This is a genomic window from Shewanella septentrionalis (assembly GCF_025370265.1).
GTDB classification, from domain to species: domain Bacteria; phylum Pseudomonadota; class Gammaproteobacteria; order Enterobacterales; family Shewanellaceae; genus Shewanella; species Shewanella hafniensis.
Window position 1 is genome coordinate 1 of sequence record NZ_JAMTCC010000056.1, and the last position, 18005, is coordinate 18005.

An 18005-nucleotide genomic window follows, 5' to 3' on the forward strand; every position below is an offset into this window, starting at 1 on the left:
CAGTATGAGTTAGGGGTTCTACTCTAACCAAGAATAGGGCAAAGATTTGTTAGCCCAAAGCTCATGAAAAATGATCGCGTTCGCGCGTGAACCAGACTAGACAAGTCTGATTCAGTGCAATGATTTTTGTAATCCCTCATGGTCAGGTCTTACTTTTGGGTGCCCATTACTTTATGTATCTCAAATTATCAGACAGCAAAGAGCTGACCTTCGAACCGTGGCAAGCTTTGGGGCATAACCATGTTAGCCCAAAGCCAACGCAAACTGACGGTGTTTTGCGCGTGAATCAGACTAGGCAAGCCTGATTCACCAACACGGATTGGGACAAAAATGAGTTAGGTTATTAGCTCTAACTAATGAGTTTCGGATTACAATTTCTATGGCTTAAGGCCAATATATGGGATTTGTTTAGAGTGTAGTGCTTATTGAGGTTTGTATGTTCCTTGGTCACTGGAAAATGGTTGCCTCGCCATGTCACTACAGATGATATTGAGGTGGTGTGTGAGCTAACACCGCATTAGTGATCGTGACAACAAGCCCCATTTTCAGGGCTTTTACGTGATTAATGTTATGCAAATCCACAATATTGAGTTCACGATTGATATTTATAGATTTCTTGTTGGTATTTTAGTTAAATAATATCATTACAGTCATTGGTTACTTTCACCAATTCCACGGAGCGGTATTTTGCTAATTCTCCATTTGTCAGACATCCACTTTCGCAGATCTGAAGTTTCAACAGCTCAAGATCCTAACTATCACTTACGCAATGAACTGCTGCGAGACGCAGAAGCACAGTGCAGAGAATTAGGCGCTCCGGATGTAGTTCTTGTGTCTGGAGACATTGCTTTTGCAGGTCAAATTGAAGAGTTCTCATTTGCAACTGAATGGCTAAAGGAACTTTGCGATCGATGTGGATGCCCGCTAACTGCGGTGTTTGTTGTGCCTGGGAATCATGATGTAGTAAGAGCTAAAGCAGATAGTCCGATAGTGCAATCGATGCATTTAGCTATAAAAACTGCAGCTCATCCGCGGGATGAAATTACTAGATTGTTCTTAGATGATGAGGGGCCACGTCTTCTGCTGGATAGTTTAGGGAATTATAACAACTTCGCATTACAGTTTTTTTGTGATTTATATGCGCCTAATAGAACAATAGCGAAACGTGGTATTCAGTTAAATGATGGTTCAATATTACGTCTGTGGGGATTGAATACTGCGTTAGTCTCAAGTAGTAAAGACAAAGAAGCCGAATTGTTCGTTGACTCATCTTGCTTTCAAATACCGAATGAAGCAGGTGTTGTAAATCTAGTTATGGCGCATCATCCATTTAATTGGCTCAGAGAAGGCCCAGCACTTGAAGATCACCTTAATGATGTGGCTGCAGTTCAAATATTTGGCCACACGCATACAAATAGAGTAAATTTAAATCGAGATTATGTGCGTTTTTCTGCTAGCGCAGCAAATCCTGAAAGACATGAGGCAGGTTGGGAACCTGGTTACAACTTAATAAAATTAGAAGTTTCTACTGCACCAACTCGAGTGCTTAAAATCGAGGGACACATTCGGGTTTGGCAAACATCTCCTGGAAAATTTATTCCTAAACAAGATCGATCGTCACCAGTGTATAGGCATGACATACAAATCGGGGCATGGGCTGGTCAGTCTAATCAGAAAAAGACTGTGGAGGCAAATGTTGTCCAGACATCGACGGAACCGGAGCTGCCACAAATGGCTGCTGAACAAGAATTTGAACTTAGAGAGTTGGCACTCAAGTTCTATAGATTATCTTTCAGTCAGAAGTCTGCAATAGCCGGAAGCCTTGGCTTATTTGAGGATTCAGATGTTTCTTTGCCTGACGTTGAACGCTTTAGGCGTGTGTTTATTCGAGCTCACGAGCGCGGCAAGCTGAAAGAGCTTGCTGCAGCTATACAGAATCACAAGTAACATAAAATGGAATAATAACAGTGAAATACACGTTTGCCGACAGATATGCTGAAGCCGGATTATCTCCTACTGCAGAGACAATTAAATCCCGCCAAGAACCTTTTAATCGCATTTTAGAAAATGTAACTGACGCTCAGATTCTAGAGTTGGTTGCTACCTACTATGGTAGTGAACAATTTGATTTAGAATGGTTTAGGGATGAGTTTGTTGAAAATGACGCGAGCTTCAGTTTGGTCGGCAATAGACGAGAAGCTAGAATTTTAGCAGCCTTAATACTCGACAAGTTAATTCAAGATGCGAATCGTTTAGCTGTTTTGGCAGTTTGCACTGGTTCTGTGAAGGGTTTACGCAGTGTAGAACAATGCGATTGGCTCATCGCTGAAGCTGAAAATGCTCTGCTGAGATTGTCAGTAACTGACAGAGAATATAAAGCAGTAGAACCGAAAATTACGCCGCTAGTAACACAAAAACTCCAAGAGGAAATTAATAATTTAGTTAGTAATCCTGACTGGCAAACTCTTGCAGGTTTGTTAGGGAAAATGCGCACTGAGGCACAATCTTCAACCAAAACGATATCAAATCAAATTTCTCAGTTGATTTCTCAATTAGATACTCAAGCTGAAATAATGCGTGAAGAAAGCCAAATGTTATGGTGGTTAATAGGCGGCTTTAGTAATGTTCTTGAATGCAGCTTTTCAGATTTAGATACTGATCAAACAGCAATAGCAAGTGCGGTAGATTTAGCTAATTTAACTAAATCAACTTTGGGGCCAGTAGCAATATCAACCATGCTCGAGAGAGCTATAAGCCAAGCAAAGAACAATAAAACAAAACAGCCACAAGCCTTTAATGCTGTTGTCGCAAAGCTCAACTCTAATCAATTGGGTTCATTGAAGATCAATAGCGATACACCAAATTGGATAAGTCCAGTTTCAACTGCCATTACTTTAGCTACAGAGTTTGGGTCAAGTGACTGGAGTAACAAATTCCAAGAACGTGTAGGTTTGGACAGCTCCATAATTCTGGAACCCAAGCAGCTAGCTGAACAGCTCTATAGAGAGTGCATCTTGGGACGATTAATAGAATGAGTGTAATTAATTCATCAGATGATGCTATTGACCACGAAGAGGAAGATCTTGATGTTTTTGAGACTACTCAGTCTCAAAGCGAGTCTAGTCAGGATAGCCTGCTAACTAAGCTACCTTCTTCAATGCTTCTTACCGTAGCTGATGCTGATTCTTTTTTGCGATGGCGAGATGCTACTATCATCGCAGTTATTGGTGAACGAAATGGCGGTAAAACAACGTTACTTACTGAGATTTATAACCAGTTCCTACGGGGTTCGTATGCTGACACTAGTTTTTGTCATAGTCGTACTTTGCTTGGTTTCGAGGAAAAATCCTTTCCATCAAGAGCAGATTCTCGCTTAACTAGGCCTGATACTCCAAGAACTTCGGTTCAAGATGGTTTGCGCTTCTTTCATCTCGCCGTTCTTGATAAAATAGACTTCAAAAGAAGGGACTTATTGATCACAGAACGAGCTGGCGAAACTTATCGTGAAGTCCGAGATAACCCCGAAAGCGCAGAAGAATTATTAGAAATTAGAAAAGCAGCTTACATCGTCTTCATACTTGATGGAGAGAGGGTTGCTGACTTTCGGCGTCGAGCTGAGGCGTTTTCATCCGTGAGAGGAATGATTAAGTCTGTTATTGAGACACAGAATATTGAAAATAAAATTGAAATTCAATTAGTTACAACAAAGTGTGATTTATTTGAATCGGACCAGAAACATAGAATCATTTTGGCTCTTGAGACGTTTGAGCAGCAGTTGGCTGAGATGCTTAGTGTAAAATGCAATTTTAAAGCCCATAGGACCATAGCAAGGAATCCTAAATTAGGAGTCAGGACAACAGAAGGATTAGATGTATTACTTCGTAGTTGGCTCAATATGGCAAAACCGAAATTAAAATCTGAAATTAATGTTCCATTATTAGAAAGTGAATTTGATAAACTTTTTTTTAGACGGGAGTCAAAGTGAACTCTGAATTTGTGATTATGGGATTGCCAGCTTCGGGGAAAACTACATTTTTAGCCGCTCTGTGGCATTTGGTTGAATCAAAAGAAGTTGATAGTTTGCTCACACTTCATGGTTTTTCTGGTGATTTTGCTTATTTGAATCGAATTTCGGAGGCATGGAGATCATTTGCACCTGTGCCAAGGACGTCCCAAGGTGGTGAAACTAATATATCGCTTCAACTAATAAATTCGCAAACAGAGCAAAAATGTAAAGTAATGTTCCCTGATTTAGCTGGTGAAACATTTGATTCCCAAGTAGAACATAGAGTTGTCAGAGCGGATTTTGTAAACAGATTTAATCAAGAAACCGGTATACTTTTCTTCATTAACTCGGATGTGAAGGAAGACAGCCTGAGCATCAAAGAATTGAATGAAAGACTTCAAGGTATAGAGTCCGATGCTAAGGTCCCAACGCAACCAGCACAAGAATGGGCGCCGAAGTTTATACCTGAACAAGTGAAGGTTGTTCAGTTACTCAGCGACCTCGTGACATATCCATTTGAACCTTGTAAAAGGCGTTTAGCCGTTCTTATCTCTGCTTGGGATCTTGTAACTCCCGTAACGTTAAGTCCTTCAGAATGGTTAATGAATAACATGCCATTGGTGCATCAATTTTTAGAGGCCAATACAGATTATTTTGTTTACCAAGTTTACGGTGTGTCAGCACAGGGTTTGGATTTTAGTAACGATACAGCTGTAGAGTCCGCTGCTGATTTAGTTCCCAGCCGTAGAATCAAAATTACAAATCAAGATGGCGAAGGTCATGATTTAACAAGCCCATTAATTTGGTTAATGTCGGCCGAATTATGAAAATCGATCAATGCTTGTTCGGCTATGACGATGGACATCGTTTACTGGCCTCATCGTTACCTCTTGAATCAGAAACATCACTTCTTACCGAGTTAAGTGACCTTGCGCCAGGAACAATTTTTGGTTCATCTGATGGATATTGGACCGGTCTGCCTGTTCCTAGTATAGGTCGCTATGTATTAATGAGAACTTGGCCTGCGCCAGAGATGCCGAGACCAGGATGTGTTTGGACCCATGGGATATTTATTGAGCCTAAGCATTTTGAATCAGTTAGTAATTTATCCATCTTTATAAGGTTCTTTAGAAAACCAAGTGATATCGCCGACTGGGGTAGCTATAAGGTTCAGATCGAAGCAGAACTCGGGCGTCCAGTGCGTTTCGAACCGAATATGTTGATCGAAAATGAAGTGCTCAGTGGACTTATTCGTTCACTTTACTCAACTTCTAAAGCGCTTGTTGTAACTGAGCAGTTTAAAGATCTAGATAATGCGTTTTTTTCCATTTGGTCACAGCAATGGCCTCGGTTAAGGCGAAATTTTCGTTTTCAAACTGCTGTTTCTCGATCGCTATCAGTAAGAGGAAGCTCGCGTTTTGATATTTTTCCAACTCTTGAATCCCCAGAACAAGATCAGTTAACTGTTAGTAGAGATAATGATGAGTGGATTCATACTGCACTTGACAGTATCAGGGACCCAAATAGCAATGGGCTCAGAGAATTTTTGTGGAGGTATGGCAGCGGTGTCAAGCGACAAAGAGGTTCTTTTCGGCCACTTACAGAGATTTTTCTTTTAGTTGAGTCTAAAGGAAATAATTCAGCAAAAAAAATATTTGATATTATTATTAAATATTTTACAAACGCTGATGATGCGGTAAATCTTAAACAAGATATTATAGATGGATATCTCTGCAGTGACATTCAGGTTAATTTTATTTATTTAGTGGTCGCAAGTAACTATTTGATAAACATTCCACTTTTATCGGATAGAGGCATAGCTAATTTGGAGAAAACTTGGCTTAATAGACCGGAGTTTATTTTAAAACTTCTAAGAGATGCTTTAGATAGTAATAGTCATTTCTGTAAATTATTATCTGAAAGCTTGTTGGGTATCGTTCAAACAAATGACTTTTGGAAATTACCTAAATTAGATTATTTAGTTGCTAGAAATATTGTTATCAAGAATCCAAAGCTTCTCTTTGATAATGTTAGTATTCTAAGAGATGAAGATCTTGTACAACTGATTTCATCAATTCCTGAAGAGGCAAATGGATTAGCTGAATTCATTCATGAGCTAACCCTTAGAAACAATAGTGAGTTGGTTTCCAACTTACTTGATAAATTTCCTAAAACTACTTTAGAAAGCTTTGTTTGTAGAGCAAATGACAGTGAATATAAAATTCAAGGAAGCGTGTGGGTTGACGTCATAATCGAGCGTTCATACTTGCTTTTTGAATACGATGTAGTTGAATCTGTGAGCAGAGCTAGCTTAGTTTTTTTAATATGCAGATCTCAAGAGTGGTTTTCACCACTAGTTTACTCGAAGGACACTAGTTTCTGGTTCGATGCATTTTATAAATCAGTCATCGACGTAAGTTCGGAAGATGAGGATCTCTTCTGTTGTTTCTTACTTATCTTCGCATGTAAGATGGGAGGAGATTCAGGATATAAAGCCATTGAAAATGTTTACGATAGAATTCATCAAAAAGTCCTCAAATCTCAACTACGTAGGGATGCTAGAGAAATGCTTATGCAGAGATTGCCTAGCATAGGACTGTACCGCAATTGGGATCTTGGATTTCGGTTACGATTTGCTGTTACTAAAGCATATATAGATTGGCGTTGGCCTAGTAGTAGTTATGGGTTGTTAGCAAAGGATAAGAGAAACAGGGCATTTTTAGAAGAAGTTGTACTGGATTTCGATTTCGATAGTGCCTTCGAATACTTCTATGCTTTAAATAGGTAAAGTTATTTAGAATCAGTTATTTTGGCGATGGGATTATGCATTAAAGCTAAAGTCTGGGGATTTTCTACATCCCTAGACGATTGATAAAAAAATGTTCGATTTCAGTCAAAAGCGGCTTGCAACGAATTGACTATCTTTATTTGTATTGTTCGGCTTCCTTTAAAGCTTAGAATCGCCACTACTTAACTAGACGACTTTTAACCTCATTTGGAGTGGACCAACCCTCTGAGGGACTACTAAAGTTTGGCTAATCATTTGACATCGGGGTGAGTGGTGAATCACATTGCTATCTCGGAATGGGGCAAAATCAGCCAGCCTCAATCCCGCTAGTAGTCAAATTACTCTTAGCAAGATCATAAATGTCAGTCGTTTACCCAGCTAATGGCTGCAGCTGGAAAGATACAATCAAGTAACTGTGATTTGACACCATACATTTGTTTTTTTGCATTTATAATGTTAGAGATCAAAATCGTCGGAAGGTGCAAAATATGGAAATTACTTTGAAAGAAGATGCGGTGATTATTTACGATCCGGCTAGTGGTTTAGAGTGCACCATGAGGCCTCAAAAATTTAGACGCAAGATTTTATCTGGCAGTAAGATTCGTATGCGTACTTTCCCAATACCTGCTTATGTTCAAATCCCTTATGAAGACGTATGCGATGTAATTAAGGCTATTGAAGAGCACTCGTAGTTCATTTAGTTGCGTCTGTAAGGTTAAACTCTATATTGATTAGAAATTCTAAGCCAATTTAGTCGCACTGAAATTTTGCGAGTTAAACTCATAAATTGTTTTGGGGCATAACTTTGTCATCACCTTCAGCAAGAATAGCTAGATTTAAATTCGACAGGTTCCGGTTCCAAGAATATACTACTAACGCTTGTTATGAGAAACGCGGCTTCGGCTCCACTCATAGACAGATGAATTCAAATAACCCTGTTCTCTGCGCATAGCGTATTGACAGCAGGTAGTGCGTAATAGGGCCACTTAATGTGGCCCTTGTCGTTTATAGAAAGGCGATATTCGAGGGTGAATGAGCACGCTAGATTTGCCCTTTCAGTACAAAACGGTCCAGCATCGTTGTACCAAATATTCTCTAATCTATAAAACACTACAATATTGTCTATTTCAACAGAAATATAGTGAAATCAAGCCTACCAAGAAAGATGTATTTAGTATTGGGATAAACCATTGGCATTAATATTTAATATCTTTGACAGAGCACTGACATGGCTATAAAGCTGCGCAGAACGGACTTTTGCCTCGTGAAAAAATGGTTCGATGAATTCCTTTTGTTCTGGGAAACGCTGTATAAGACACTCAAAAACCTCCATTTCCTCAGTAGCAAATCTCAAATCAGTTTCGTACATAACCTTTTCTTTTTGCAAGACCGTCAAAAATGAATCACTTGAGTTTTTTTGGACTTTTAAGAAGCCGCCTTTTCCAGCTGCCCGAATGGTGTTCTTCACCTTAAACGCAGTTTGTGAAAATAGTTTCGTTGTCGAGTATAGAGTATCAGGTGAATGCTTTTTCCCAGTTCGATACAGCAGCCTTTTCCTGACGAGAACTAATAAGCGGCGGTATACAAATTTTCGAGCTTCATCTTTGCACCATGACGTTTGCGAATCTGCAATTACTGCATCACGGAATTCTGTTACCGTAAAATGGTTCATTTTTCTAACTTTCAATAAGTTATAAAAGTGTTGATGCAATGATACAGCTCTAGACATAGTAGATTTCCCTACCAAATACTTAGGATTCCTAAGTATACTCATTACAGTAAAACTTAGACAATCTTAGTTACTCAAGGTTATCCAGATGAAATATGCGTGCACAAAGAAAATACGGTCCCAAAACGCCTTAAAGAAGCAAGAACAAAAGCAGGTATTACTCAGGCGGACTTGGGTGCAAAAATCGGAATTCACCAAAATTCTGCTAGTAGCCGTATGAATCATTACGAACTCGGTCGTCACACACCTGACATCAACACGTTACAGCGTATTGCAGACGAACTAGGGGTGCCGTTAAACTATTTTTTTTGTGAAGATGATGCATCAGCGAAACTTGCTTGTTTGATAGAACAGTTACCTAAAGAGCAGAAAATAGCTTTGATAAAAAAATTAGAAGCTCAAATAAAGGATTGATTTTGAAATTTTTATTTGAAAAACTTTCATTACCCAGAAATATATGAAAAGTAGGATTTGAATTAAAACCTATAAAAAATCAAATTTTCATAAATTTGGGATTTCAGACTATCTGTGTGTAAAAGGCTCCCCATACTCATTCTAAGGAAAATCATCAGAATCTTGGAATGAGGCTAAAGCACGTTAAGATTGAGAGCTATTACCACTAAGAAATCTAAGATTAACGCAACGCACACCGCAACGAGAGGCTGCCAAACAACAATTGTCGTAAAGTAGTATGTTCCGTTAAAACTCATCTGTCGGTCTTTACGTGACAACGCAGCAAATTATATTCATCCTAAAAAATATTCTGTCGCTTTACCTATTTTTTCACGCCTGAGTATTCCAGCAGTAACCATGTCATCAAGTCTTTGCTTAACCGTGTTATAACTAAGACCCAGTAGTTTTTCGGCCTCCCTGGCTGTAATCGTCGGTTTTTTTAAATAACGAGGCTCACCAGCAACAAAACCAATAATTTTTTTCTCAATATCATCTAAATCAGAATACTGCTCGGCCAATTCAGTCATTCGATATGCGGCACGTCCATATGCAGAAACGAATTCAGTTATGGCACGATTGATAATACTTAACTGATATCGAATAAAATAGGTTAAATCTAAGTTGTCATGCTCACAATCCAGATAGCTCTGACCGTATTTGATGGGCGATTTTTGCAACAGCGCTGAAATCGCAATATAGCGGAACCCCGTATAGCCACACTTAAAAAGATACCAATAAAACAAAGCTCTTGCTATCCGTCCATTACCATCACGGAACGGATGAACATAGCCAATGACAAAATGAAGAGTGATTGCCTGTATAACCGGGTGAATGTGATCGTCAGCCGAGTTTAACCAATTCACGACGCGGGATAATAAGCACTTAATAGCATCATGCTTTGGTGGCTGATGAACAACCTCACCATCAGCGTTCACAACTGCAATATCATCTGTGGTTCTAAATACCCCAGAGGTGTAGTTTTTCTGCTCTAAGTGCTGCGTACCCATTCTATGTAAGGTTTTTATCAAATCAATACTGAATGCCTCATCCTTGAGGTCCCACGCTGCATTCATTAAGTCAGCATTCCCAACAATCATCCGCTCACCATCAGTACAAGGCCTACGCTTCTTTCGGAGCATTTCTTTCGCAATCAGCGTCGTTGTTGCAGCGCCCTCTAGCTGACTACTTGATATAGCCTCATCATCAATCAAATTATTTTTAAAGTGCTCAAAATGTACGCTTTCTCCAATTTTCTCAAGCACCCCAAGCATCGCACTATGCGTGGTGTAGCGATCAATCTGTGACAAAACCCGACTAAACTCATGCAAGTGATTAAATCGGCAATATGTCATGAAGTCAGGAGATTGCGATAGCGCTCGGTTTACGGACTCCGGCAGGTTTAGTGGTAACGGTTTATTTTCTAACGGGGTGAGATTGATTAGCGAACTGTCTCTATGTAGCCGAACTAACCACCAACAGAAATTAACATTTAGGCTAGGCTTAACGCTGCGTCTAAACTCATCAAAGGAATGATACTCGATATGAAATGAGCTGATGTAATCCATGTATTTATTAGGATCATCAACATGATTACGGATCTCAAATATAACATCACTGATAGTGCTAAACGGACACTCAGGCGGTGATAGATACTGACCTGACATAAATTTTATCTCAAAAAATCCAGTTGTTGAGACAAGATTAATCAAATTGATAGAATTGGACTAGCTTTTATTTCACAGGACCTCATTCTCAACTTTGCAGTTGCAACGTGGTGTTATTTTATTTTCTAAACTTAATGTGCACCCTCTACTCCTGATTCGATCAGTTCCTGTGAATAGCACACAAGAACCGGAACACACTAAATTTTTTATCTAAATAATCTAAAGATGAAGGTCTCTTTCGCATTAAAGCATTAACTTCACCGAATTATCGGAAAGATGAAGGTCTGTTTCGCATTAAAGCATTAATTTCAACCGAATTATCGGAAAGATGAAGGTCTATTTCGCATTAAATCATTAATTTCAAACGAATTATAGGAAAGATGAAGATCTGTTTCGCATTAAAGCATTAATTTCATCGAATTATCGAAAAGATGAAGGACCCTTTCGCATTAAAGCATTAATTTCAACCGAATTATCGGAAAGATGAAGGTCTATTTCGCATTAAAGCATTAATTTCACCAAATTATCGGAAAGATGAAGATCTCTTTCGCATTTAAATATTAATTTCACCGAATTATCGGAAAGATGAAGGCTTCTTTCGTAGCTCAATTAAATCCCTCCAATAATTCAGAAAACACACAGTAGATCTTCATGACAATCGGCATTTTAGGCTAGAAAGCCAATAAAAGATGAAAAAAAGCTTGTCAAAAAGAACTGTTGACCCCAAAACATGAAGAAACATCCCATTTCCTTTGGCACAGTTGACGGCTACGTACAGCCTAAATCGACTAAAGATGAAAATTTGTTTTGCTGTCCCAAACCTTATCCCAGCAATAAAAATAAGGGGTAGATCTTACATTAGTTGGCGTTACAGCAACTTTTAAACACTGATTGGGGAAGTTCTGAACTAACACGGGCACTAATTTTCAAGAAAATTCTCCATACTCAATTTTGCGAAGTAAGTCATCAAGTAATCTACGACCATCAGGTGAACTAAGTAACTCATTGGGTTTCCTGTTCCCAAGCGCGGGAATATTACTGTTGAACAGTTGTTCCGTAAGGACGAGGTCACCATCGTAAATATCACAGGCTCTTCGAAATAATTCACTCGCACTTGGAGCTTCCGTAACCATAATTAATTGCCTCCACTTTAAAAAGGTTCTGAGTATTGTAATTACTACCAAAAAAATGTGACTTATGAAAACTTAGTCTTATGGTGTCACCATAAAACTTAGTCATATGGTGTCACCATTTAACTCCATTGAGCAAAGTACACTAATGTTATCATTCAAATATTGTAGGGTGTTTGTTACCCTGATTAAACATCGTTTTATCGAAGTGAGGAGTGACTTTTGTTATAGAATGTCTGTACTGGCTAACCCAAACTAGACACTTTTAGTTGAGACATTTCAAAAAAATTTATTCTGTTGTGATCTTCAACAATTTCATCAAGCCGTTCGAATATTTCATCTTTCTCGGAGTTTGAATAATAGGTAGCCCACCATTGACAATTTGGCCTGACAATCTGATTCACATAGTCAAAGTAACATTTGTCAATTTTACTTAAGGAATGACCGAGGATAATCACACTTTCAATATCGGATAAGGACTGAAGGAACTGGCTGGAAGCTTTGAGGTGTAGTGGCAATCAATAAAATTGAAGTAGCATAACGATTAGCAACAGCATCCCGGGCACCAAATAGAATTGACTTAATACCTTTGGCCGCTTTTATTTTCTCCTTTACCACATCAGCCGCGCCGTAGGTTGTGGAGGGTAAACAATGACGCTCTATGTACATAATTACCACCTTGAACATTCAGTTATTTAGCTAATTGATAATCTTTTACCAAGTAAGGAAGCGGGATTTTAAGCCCCTCATCAAGCTTGCGGATCATGTTCTGACTAAGCGTTTAACACCTCAGACACTCGGCTACGTTGCCAAAAAAACGGCACCATATCGGCATCCTCAAGCCCTTACTGCTCCATGCGAAACTGAATCGCCGCGATTGGATCTGGCGCTTCAATCGGAAAATGAGCATCCTCGAACGCGCTTACTAGCGTGAGCAATACTTCCAGCTCATCACCCTCTAGCGTGTTGGGCTCAGCGTCAAAAAGCTGCTCGATGCGCTTTAATGCGGCCTCATTGTCAGCCACGGTTCTGATCGGCTTAATTTGCATTGCAAACCTCCTAAATTGTGGTTGCATCAACTTTGTCATACTCTGTGCATACAATAAATCTGCACGTTTCTTACCAGCTCAGATTACCACAACCTCATTGCTTTTCTCGTCGTTTCCGTGGCATTTAGCCGATGACCAGAACGTCACGGAATCCAAAAATAGTAGCGAATACCACTAGAAAATGAATAGGTTAGTCTCCATACGAATTATATGGCAATTTCGCCATGTAGATCTAACTTCATTTAGGAGGCCTTATGGCTTGGAGTGATAATATTGGAGACTGTTTTGGGATAGTCGATAAAAAGTTTGCTTTGCATCCCTCAGATGCACTTTCTGCATCCAAACTACTTGCTGAAGCACAAGCCGAAGGTGTGGGTTTTGCCGAATTCGTAGAAACAATTAAGCAATGGATGGTTGATCAGGGCTGTTCTCCTGCTCATATTACGGAGCAGCTAGTTCGCATTAACGACTTAAGCACTTATTTTATTAGGGATTAATATGAGTCAATGCCCAAAATGTGGTTCTCATAATATACAAAATGAAGAATGGCGTGATACCGTACCAAATGCAGTAAAAATAGGCGGTTCAGCCGCATTTGGTAAAACAGGTGATCTGATATGTATAGATTGTCGCTACACTAGTTCCCCAAGCTCGTTTGAACCTAAAAAGCCCAAATAGACCTCACCGATAACAAAACCAGCTTCGGTTGGTTTTTCTTTTATTTATCGAACGATGGAAGCAACGCCGACCTAGGGACTAAAAATTGGGTCTAAGCTATCCTGACACGCTTTGAGGCATAAATGTGTTAATCCATCTACTACCGGATATCAACACGTTATCTCTGGCAGGCAATGCCATTTGGTTGTGTATTGTGGTGTGAGTAAATCTCGCCGCATGGCCCATTTTTGCTCGATACCCTGAGCGGTAATGAATAAGGAGTCTGTGCCATAACGTTGATTGATGACATCAAGAGTCTTCATTAACTCGGGCTTGGCTTTTGATACATTGAATAAATCTAACTGGCCATGCTTAGTGCTGACCAAATCAATCAGGCCAACACCAACTTTATAATAACGTACGCCTGCACGGAAAAGTTGAGATGCTGCTTGTGTCACACCTCGAGTGAGTTCAATGCTGCAATCGGTAGCGCAAGCAAAGTGCACTAATGTCTTAAAGCCTGTTGGGCGTTCATCGTAGGGAGAATTGCTGGCAAACAACAACATGGTTTTACAGCTTGAACCTTGCTTACGCGCTTTCGCTGCGGCAATAGCCACATGTTTACTTAAGGCTTGCAGTAAATCCTCATACTCGGTAATACGCTCGCCCACACTACGAGTTGAGAATATTTGCTTCTTATCCGCCCTCGCCTCGTCCCACACTTTGCACGTTTGCCCATTGAGTTCACGCACAGTGCGTTCTATTTCAATACTAAATTGCTTCCGCGCTAAACCTGCAGGGATTCTAGCTAAGTCATAGGCGGTCTTTACGTTCATCAATTCAAGTTTTTTGCTTATCCTGCGCCCAATGCCCCAGACATCATTCACACTCATTGATTGTAAAATTGAAATCCGGTCTTGTTCATTATCGATAACACACACACCGTGATAACCAGGTAACTTCTTTGCCGCGTGATTGGCCGCTTTAGCCAGTGTGAGTGTTGAGCCGATGCCGACACAAACCGGTAAACGTGTCTCTTTCCAAACTGCTTTTCGAATCAACTGGCCTTGGGCCTGTAAGCACTTAATGGCGGGGTAACAATTTTTAAAGGAGAGAAAGCTTTCATCAATCGAATAGACATGCTGCTCTGGTGCAAATCGGCCAATGATATTCATCATCTTTGCGGATAAATCGGCATAGAGCTCATAGTTACTTGAACAAACAATGACGCCTAATTTCGTACACAGGTCTTTGACTTGAAAGTATGGTACAAACTTAGGAACACCGCGTTCTTTCGCTTGCTTGTTTGACGCTACGATACAGCCATCGTTATTGCTCAACACAATCATTGGCTTACCACGCCAATCAGGTCTAAATACCTGCTCGGCGCTGCAATAGAAACTGTTGGCGTCAACTAAGGCAAACATCAGATGTCAGCTAATAATGGACTTTGGCGATGGCAGCGAATAGAACGAATAACAACACCTTCAATGGTAAAGTTATCGTAATCGTGAATAGGCTGAGGTTGGTGCTGGTCATTCGATGACAGCAGCATGCGGTTTGCTTTATCGAGGATTTTACATACAAATTCACCGTTGAAATTGGCAACAATCACATCACCATTACGCGCAGTTTCCTGACGGTCAACAATCAATATATCGCCATAAAAAATGCCCACGCCCTGCATTGAGTCACCTTTTGCGACACCAATAAAGGTCGCGCTGGGATGCACAACTAACAGCTCATCAAGGCTGAGACCCAACTGACTATATTCAGCTGCAGGGCTTTCGAAGCCAGTGATACCGGCACTGGCATGGATGGGGATAATACGCATAGCTAACACCACTGTTCATTTATACAGTCATTCTAGTTCAAACAACGGCTGATGCAAGCGTAAAATTTTGCGCTGTCTATTTAAGCTTTAGAGCTGAACAACGGCGCTCAACGTATGAGTTTGGATTACCTTGTAAATTTGTGATTTTGCGTTCTCTAACGCACTCCCAATCTGTTACAGGATACATCTCGTCCCAAAAAGTCATTAGTACGAATTGTTGCTTGCTTAACTTAAACTGTGGGTAAGCAGACTGCATATACAGATAAGTTCGGGCGATTGGCCCTCTTGTTCTTTCTGGAGGTTGTACCTTTCGGTTATGAACACGGATGTCGCAACTGCCAAATGTGTGTGAGTAGAATAAAGTTTCATACTAAGTAATAAAGAATCATACTGAGTATTAAAGATTCATACTTAAATGGCAGCGATCAGAGTACACTGCCATTTCTAAAACGTTTATGTCCAGAAACGTGTTTGAATGGGGCCAATCAATCTGTGGATGCTCAAGACAACCAGTATGATACTTTATTACTCAGTTGTAGCGTGACTCAGATTTTGTAGTAGGAATTAGTATGAATCTTTATTTCTGGGTGAGTATCATTTAGAACGGTACAAACAGGGTTACTTGACTGCTTAGTATGAAACTTTATTCCTCTCCTACAAAATGACGATGTGGCATCAGGTAACAGAGTAAAGCTGTAATTACTCCGCTTAGTATTTACGACACCAACGTAAACACTAAACCCAACGATGGAATGAAAAATGCCAAGCGTTGGGAATCCCTCTTAAATGCTATGTTAGTTGTCGTTTCTCACGCGCTTAATTATATAATCCTGAAGGGCTAAACCTTGCAGCTTTTGCTTACACCCATTTAGACGTACCCAAGTGTTGCCAGATGAGTTAAAAAAGAGCCCATCGGAGTTTGATTTAGGTACAGTTACCTCGACGACATACCCATCATCACTGTTAGCTACATGATGAAAAATGACACCTATTTGCGTTGGGTCTATTTGTGGTTCAAGCGTTCTTAGTTTGCTATTTATCGCCTTCCTTATATCATCTTTCTGCGCTGCACATAACGAGATACTTTTAACGGTTGTATCATCACAGATTCCCCAAAAGATACTGCCACCAGAACTATTTAAAAAAGCTATGATGTACTCGTCTACAACATTTTGGATGCTTTTTATGGGGCTATGACCTTTAACTTCCTTGAATTCATGAGTAGTGTCTTCCTCAAGCTGACATTTCTCACCTTCGATAAACTTATAATTCTCATTAACGTTAGTGCTTTCAAATTTGTCAGGCAATGCCTTAAAACGTTTCTCAAGCAGCTTTAATGAATATTCGCTTAATTGGATATCTTCACTGAGCAATTTTCTCGAGCCAGCCGCATGGATCAAGCTTTCTAAGTCACTGAGAGCACGAGATTTACCAACAATACCACCCCACATTATTATGACATTATTTCTGTATCCAGTACCTTCTCGACCGCACCCTCTGTATTCTGATCTCGCAGCTTCAAGGACTTCCATAAAGCTCCAATCTGGGTTTATCGTAACTCTCAAATTTCACCTATTCTTATTAAAGGCAGCTAGCGTCTTAGTATTTATGCGCAGCGCTGTTTGCAGGGCATAAATCGCTTTAACGTCTTATTAGTGCGCATGTGCGTTTCATTAGACCAGTAAAAAAGCGCATATTTAACTAATTGTATTGCAAAGAACTTATCAGCTTTTTATCAAATACACCATCAAGAAAAACGCGGAAAAAAATGAGTTTACAAACATTCAAAAACCATTCAGTTTTAATGCAACCGTATGCCTATCCAGTTTTGAACAATCAAATAATCAGATAAAGCGCTAAGAGCAGTGTTTATAGATGAGATTTTTTAGGGCAACTCGTTCATCAGTTTTCGATTCACTAAACAAGTGCTAGCAAACTTTGTGGCATACACGTGCCAGCAGAAGAACTGACACGTAATCGGACATAAACTATGTTAGCGAAAATACTCTAACTTGTAACTTGTAACTTTCGGATTAAAGTTTCTATGGGTTAATGCCGCAAACACCAAGAGACAATTTTGATGGCCGCTCAACTACAGGCACATCTTGCTATGTAAAATCGCAGTATTAAATGCAGATAACGCTCCGCGTTTGAACACAACTTATCTTCGCTCGTACCTGTAGTTACTCGCCAATGTAACAAATTTTATTTTTATCTTTTTAAAAGATCAACAAGATAACTATTACGCATATTTGAATGACTAGGAGCTGCAGTAATGGTTTTTAAGTCAGCTTCAGCCCCCACAATATGAATTTCACTTTCAGCTCTGGTGATAGCGGTATAGAGCCATGCTCGGTCAACAATTTTACCTTTCTGCAAAGCAATGATAATACGTGGGAACTGAGAACCTTGAGCCTTATGAAGAGTTATTGCATAACCCAATTCCATGCAATCAAGTACGGCTTGAGTCACTTTAACCTTATCTCCAGTATCGAGTGTCACTTCACCATAACTCTCCCCAGAGGCCACGACGCTTGTTAGGGCACCGAGCGAACCGTTCTGAATACCTTTATCATAGTGATTTTGCGTAAACAAGATTGAATCATTAAGTCGTAGATGTTGAAAGAACAGCTCACCATTCATTTCAAATTCGAGCCTACTACCACTATGATTTACAGCCTCTTGAGTTAGCTTA

At 39.8% G+C, this 18005-nt stretch carries 18 protein-coding genes and 1 pseudogene; 8 read left to right on the forward strand and 11 right to left on the reverse strand.

Annotated features, from left to right (window positions below):
* The first annotated feature begins 687 nt into the window (after positions 1-687).
* From NE536_RS20940 to NE536_RS20965, 6 genes are all read left to right on the forward strand, one after another.
* On the forward strand, positions 688-1947 hold the full coding sequence (locus NE536_RS20940; protein ID WP_261273911.1) for a metallophosphoesterase: 1260 nt from the start codon (positions 688-690) through the stop codon (positions 1945-1947).
* A gap of 20 nt (positions 1948-1967) precedes the next feature.
* On the forward strand, positions 1968-3035 hold the full coding sequence (locus tag NE536_RS20945; protein WP_261273912.1) for a GTPase-associated system all-helical protein GASH: 1068 nt from the start codon (positions 1968-1970) through the stop codon (positions 3033-3035).
* Entirely contained in the window at positions 3032-3985 is a 954-nt protein-coding gene (locus tag NE536_RS20950; RefSeq protein WP_261273913.1) for a GTPase domain-containing protein, read from the forward strand. The genes NE536_RS20945 and NE536_RS20950 overlap by 4 nt, the downstream gene beginning before the upstream one ends.
* Positions 3982-4833 (forward strand): TRAFAC clade GTPase domain-containing protein, encoded by an 852-nt coding sequence (locus NE536_RS20955; protein WP_261273914.1) that lies wholly within the window; start codon positions 3982-3984, stop codon positions 4831-4833. Before NE536_RS20950 ends, NE536_RS20955 begins: the two co-directional genes overlap by 4 nt.
* Complete coding sequence (locus NE536_RS20960) at positions 4830-6794, forward strand: GAP1-N1 domain-containing protein (RefSeq protein ID WP_261273915.1); 1965 nt, start codon at positions 4830-4832, stop codon at positions 6792-6794. Before NE536_RS20955 ends, NE536_RS20960 begins: the two co-directional genes overlap by 4 nt.
* 488 nt (positions 6795-7282) lie before the next feature.
* Positions 7283-7486 (forward strand): hypothetical protein, encoded by a 204-nt coding sequence (locus NE536_RS20965; protein WP_261273916.1) that lies wholly within the window; start codon positions 7283-7285, stop codon positions 7484-7486.
* A 479-nt stretch (positions 7487-7965) separates the two neighbouring features.
* Here the strand turns inward: NE536_RS20965 and NE536_RS20970 are convergent, their stop codons facing one another.
* The gene (locus tag NE536_RS20970) at positions 7966-8523 is read right to left on the reverse strand and encodes a hypothetical protein (RefSeq protein ID WP_261273917.1); all 558 of its coding nucleotides are present in this window, start codon (positions 8521-8523) and stop codon (positions 7966-7968) included.
* 99 nt (positions 8524-8622) lie between these two features.
* On the opposite strand from NE536_RS20970, the gene NE536_RS20975 reads away from it, so the two are divergent.
* On the forward strand, positions 8623-8937 hold the full coding sequence (locus tag NE536_RS20975) for a helix-turn-helix domain-containing protein (protein ID WP_012588881.1): 315 nt from the start codon (positions 8623-8625) through the stop codon (positions 8935-8937).
* Positions 8938-9269: 332 nt separating this feature from the next.
* Here NE536_RS20975 and NE536_RS20980 read toward each other — a convergent pair whose 3' ends face one another.
* From NE536_RS20980 to NE536_RS21000, 5 genes are all read right to left on the reverse strand, one after another.
* Positions 9270-10640 carry a Fic family protein gene (locus NE536_RS20980; RefSeq protein WP_261273918.1) on the reverse strand — a complete coding sequence of 457 codons (1371 nt, stop codon included), beginning with the start codon at positions 10638-10640 and terminating at the stop codon, positions 9270-9272.
* A gap of 926 nt (positions 10641-11566) precedes the next feature.
* Positions 11567-11773 (reverse strand): antitoxin Xre/MbcA/ParS toxin-binding domain-containing protein, encoded by a 207-nt coding sequence (locus tag NE536_RS20985; RefSeq protein WP_261273919.1) that lies wholly within the window; start codon positions 11771-11773, stop codon positions 11567-11569.
* A gap of 242 nt (positions 11774-12015) precedes the next feature.
* Positions 12016-12228, reverse strand: coding sequence for a hypothetical protein (locus tag NE536_RS20990; RefSeq protein ID WP_261273920.1), 213 nt, complete (start codon positions 12226-12228; stop codon positions 12016-12018).
* A gap of 4 nt (positions 12229-12232) precedes the next feature.
* Positions 12233-12439, reverse strand: a complete 207-nt coding sequence (locus tag NE536_RS20995) for a hypothetical protein (protein ID WP_261273921.1) — start codon at positions 12437-12439, stop codon at positions 12233-12235.
* Between the two features lie 176 nt (positions 12440-12615).
* Positions 12616-12819: a helix-turn-helix domain-containing protein gene (locus NE536_RS21000; protein WP_261273922.1), complete on the reverse strand. Its 204-nt coding sequence runs from the start codon at positions 12817-12819 to the stop codon at positions 12616-12618.
* 254 nt (positions 12820-13073) lie between these two features.
* On the opposite strand from NE536_RS21000, the gene NE536_RS21005 reads away from it, so the two are divergent.
* Positions 13074-13316, forward strand: a complete 243-nt coding sequence (locus NE536_RS21005) for a hypothetical protein (RefSeq protein WP_261273923.1) — start codon at positions 13074-13076, stop codon at positions 13314-13316.
* Between the two features lie 330 nt (positions 13317-13646).
* On the opposite strand, the gene NE536_RS21010 is transcribed toward NE536_RS21005, so the two are convergent.
* The 5 genes and pseudogenes from NE536_RS21010 to NE536_RS21025 all read right to left on the reverse strand — a co-directional run.
* Positions 13647-14903, reverse strand: coding sequence for a Y-family DNA polymerase (locus NE536_RS21010; RefSeq protein WP_261273924.1), 1257 nt, complete (start codon positions 14901-14903; stop codon positions 13647-13649).
* Positions 14903-15310 (reverse strand): LexA family protein, encoded by a 408-nt coding sequence (locus tag NE536_RS21015; protein ID WP_261273925.1) that lies wholly within the window; start codon positions 15308-15310, stop codon positions 14903-14905. The genes NE536_RS21010 and NE536_RS21015 overlap by 1 nt, the downstream gene beginning before the upstream one ends.
* Positions 15311-15386: 76 nt before the next feature.
* A pseudogene (locus tag NE536_RS23000) lies at positions 15387-15644 on the reverse strand (endonuclease); the annotation flags it as partial.
* 460 nt (positions 15645-16104) lie between these two features.
* Positions 16105-16842, reverse strand: a complete 738-nt coding sequence (locus NE536_RS21020; RefSeq protein WP_261273926.1) for an ATP-binding protein — start codon at positions 16840-16842, stop codon at positions 16105-16107.
* Between the two features lie 679 nt (positions 16843-17521).
* Positions 17522-18005 (reverse strand): ATP-dependent DNA helicase (locus NE536_RS21025; RefSeq protein WP_261273927.1); only part of this gene is annotated, 484 nt, incomplete at its 5' end.

Excerpts from the sequence above, each read along its gene's own strand:
- NE536_RS20950 (WP_261273913.1), top strand. The coding sequence starts at position 3,032 with ATGAGTGTAATTAATTCATCAGATGATGCTATTGACCACGAAGAGGAA.
- NE536_RS20960 (WP_261273915.1), top strand. The coding sequence starts at position 4,830 with ATGAAAATCGATCAATGCTTGTTCGGCTATGACGATGGACATCGTTTA.
- NE536_RS20965 (WP_261273916.1), top strand. The coding sequence starts at position 7,283 with ATGGAAATTACTTTGAAAGAAGATGCGGTGATTATTTACGATCCGGCT.
- NE536_RS20970 (WP_261273917.1), bottom strand. The coding sequence starts at position 8,523 with ATGTCTAGAGCTGTATCATTGCATCAACACTTTTATAACTTATTGAAA.
- NE536_RS20980 (WP_261273918.1), bottom strand. The coding sequence starts at position 10,640 with ATGTCAGGTCAGTATCTATCACCGCCTGAGTGTCCGTTTAGCACTATC.
- NE536_RS20985 (WP_261273919.1), bottom strand. The coding sequence starts at position 11,773 with ATGGTTACGGAAGCTCCAAGTGCGAGTGAATTATTTCGAAGAGCCTGT.
- NE536_RS20995 (WP_261273921.1), bottom strand. The coding sequence starts at position 12,439 with ATGTACATAGAGCGTCATTGTTTACCCTCCACAACCTACGGCGCGGCT.
- NE536_RS21000 (WP_261273922.1), bottom strand. The coding sequence starts at position 12,819 with ATGCAAATTAAGCCGATCAGAACCGTGGCTGACAATGAGGCCGCATTA.
- NE536_RS21005 (WP_261273923.1), top strand. The coding sequence starts at position 13,074 with ATGGCTTGGAGTGATAATATTGGAGACTGTTTTGGGATAGTCGATAAA.
- NE536_RS21010 (WP_261273924.1), bottom strand. The coding sequence starts at position 14,903 with ATGTTTGCCTTAGTTGACGCCAACAGTTTCTATTGCAGCGCCGAGCAG.
- NE536_RS21015 (WP_261273925.1), bottom strand. The coding sequence starts at position 15,310 with ATGCGTATTATCCCCATCCATGCCAGTGCCGGTATCACTGGCTTCGAA.
- NE536_RS21020 (WP_261273926.1), bottom strand. The coding sequence starts at position 16,842 with ATGGAAGTCCTTGAAGCTGCGAGATCAGAATACAGAGGGTGCGGTCGA.